This window comes from Burkholderia sp. AcTa6-5, from assembly GCF_017815075.1.
Classification (GTDB): Bacteria; Pseudomonadota; Gammaproteobacteria; order Burkholderiales; family Burkholderiaceae; genus Burkholderia; species Burkholderia sola.
On record NZ_JAGIQE010000067.1, the window covers coordinates 1 to 1,295 of the forward strand.

General features: G+C 61.8%; 1 protein-coding gene. It reads left to right on the forward strand.

The features are described 5' to 3' along the window. Positions 1-81 precede the first annotated feature (81 nt). A partial coding sequence (locus J8I33_RS34215; RefSeq protein WP_209939998.1) for an ISL3 family transposase occupies positions 82-1,295 on the forward strand: 1,214 nt, incomplete at its 3' end.

The following is a 1,295-nucleotide window of genomic DNA, read 5'->3' on the forward strand; positions in this document are numbered from 1 at the left end:
GGTTCATCGCGGGAAACCGTGGAGCGTTTGAGGGGGATTGCGTAATCTGACGCCTGACTTTAAAGACGTCAGGAGGAGCAATTGCTCGATCGCAAGGCACTTCAGGCACTGGGCTGCTGGACGGGCTATCGGTTGGAGCGGGTGGAATGGCCGGAAGGAGAAGGCCGTACGCTATCGCTGCATTTGAAGCCGGTCAGCAAGGTGATGTACTGCGAGCAATGCGGTGCACGGTGCCATCAAATCCACGAGACGACGGTTCGCCGCGTGCGCGATCTACCGCTGTTCGAGTACCGGGTGGTGCTGCACGTCCCCCGCCGCCGGGTCTGGTGCGAACGCTGCGGCGGTCCGCGACTGGAGAAGCTGGCGTGGCTGGGCCGTTACCAGCGAGTGACGGAGCGATTTGCCAAGGCCTGCGAGAAACTGCTGCAAGCGGCCAGCGTACAGGCAGTGGCGGCCTTCTACGATCTGGGCTGGCACACGGTCAAATCGATCGACAAGATGCGCTTACAAGCGCGTGTGGCTGAGCCGGACTGGTCGACGATCCGCTATCTGGCGATGGACGAGTTTGCACTCCATAAAGGCCATCGGTATGCCACGGTGGTGGTCGATCCGATCGGCCGGCAGGTGCTCTGGATTGGATCGGGACGCTCACGCGAGACGGCGCGCGCCTTCTTCGAGCAACTTCCTGAGGGTGTCGCCGAGCGCATCGAAGCAGTCGCGATCGATATGACCACGGCCTACGAGCTGGAAATCAAGGCGCAGTGTCCGCAGGCCGAGGTGGTCTACGACCTGTTCCACGTCGTGGCCAAGTACGGGCGCGAGGTGATCGATCGGGTACGTGTGGATCAGGCCAATCAGTTGCGCCATGACCGGCCGGCCCGCAAGGTATTGAAATCCAGTCGCTGGCTGCTGCTGCGTAACCGCCACAACCTGAAGCCCGAGCAGTCCGTGCATCTGCAGGAACTGCTGGCTGCCAATCAGCCGTTGTTGTGCGTCTACGTGCTACGCGACGAACTCAAACGGCTCTGGTTCTACCGAAAGCCTGCCTGGGCGGAAAAGGCCTGGGAACACTGGATCGAGCAGGCCCGGCAAAGCGGGATTGCCGCGCTGCAACTGTTCGCGCAGCGCCTACAGGGTTACTGGCACGGCATCCTCGCCCGCTGCCGACATCCGCTCAATACCAGCGTCGTCGAAGGCATCAACAACACCATCAAGGTCATCAAGCGTCGGGCCTACGGGTACCGCGACGAGGAATACTTCTTCCTCAAGATCCGCGCCGCGTTCCCCGGTAATCC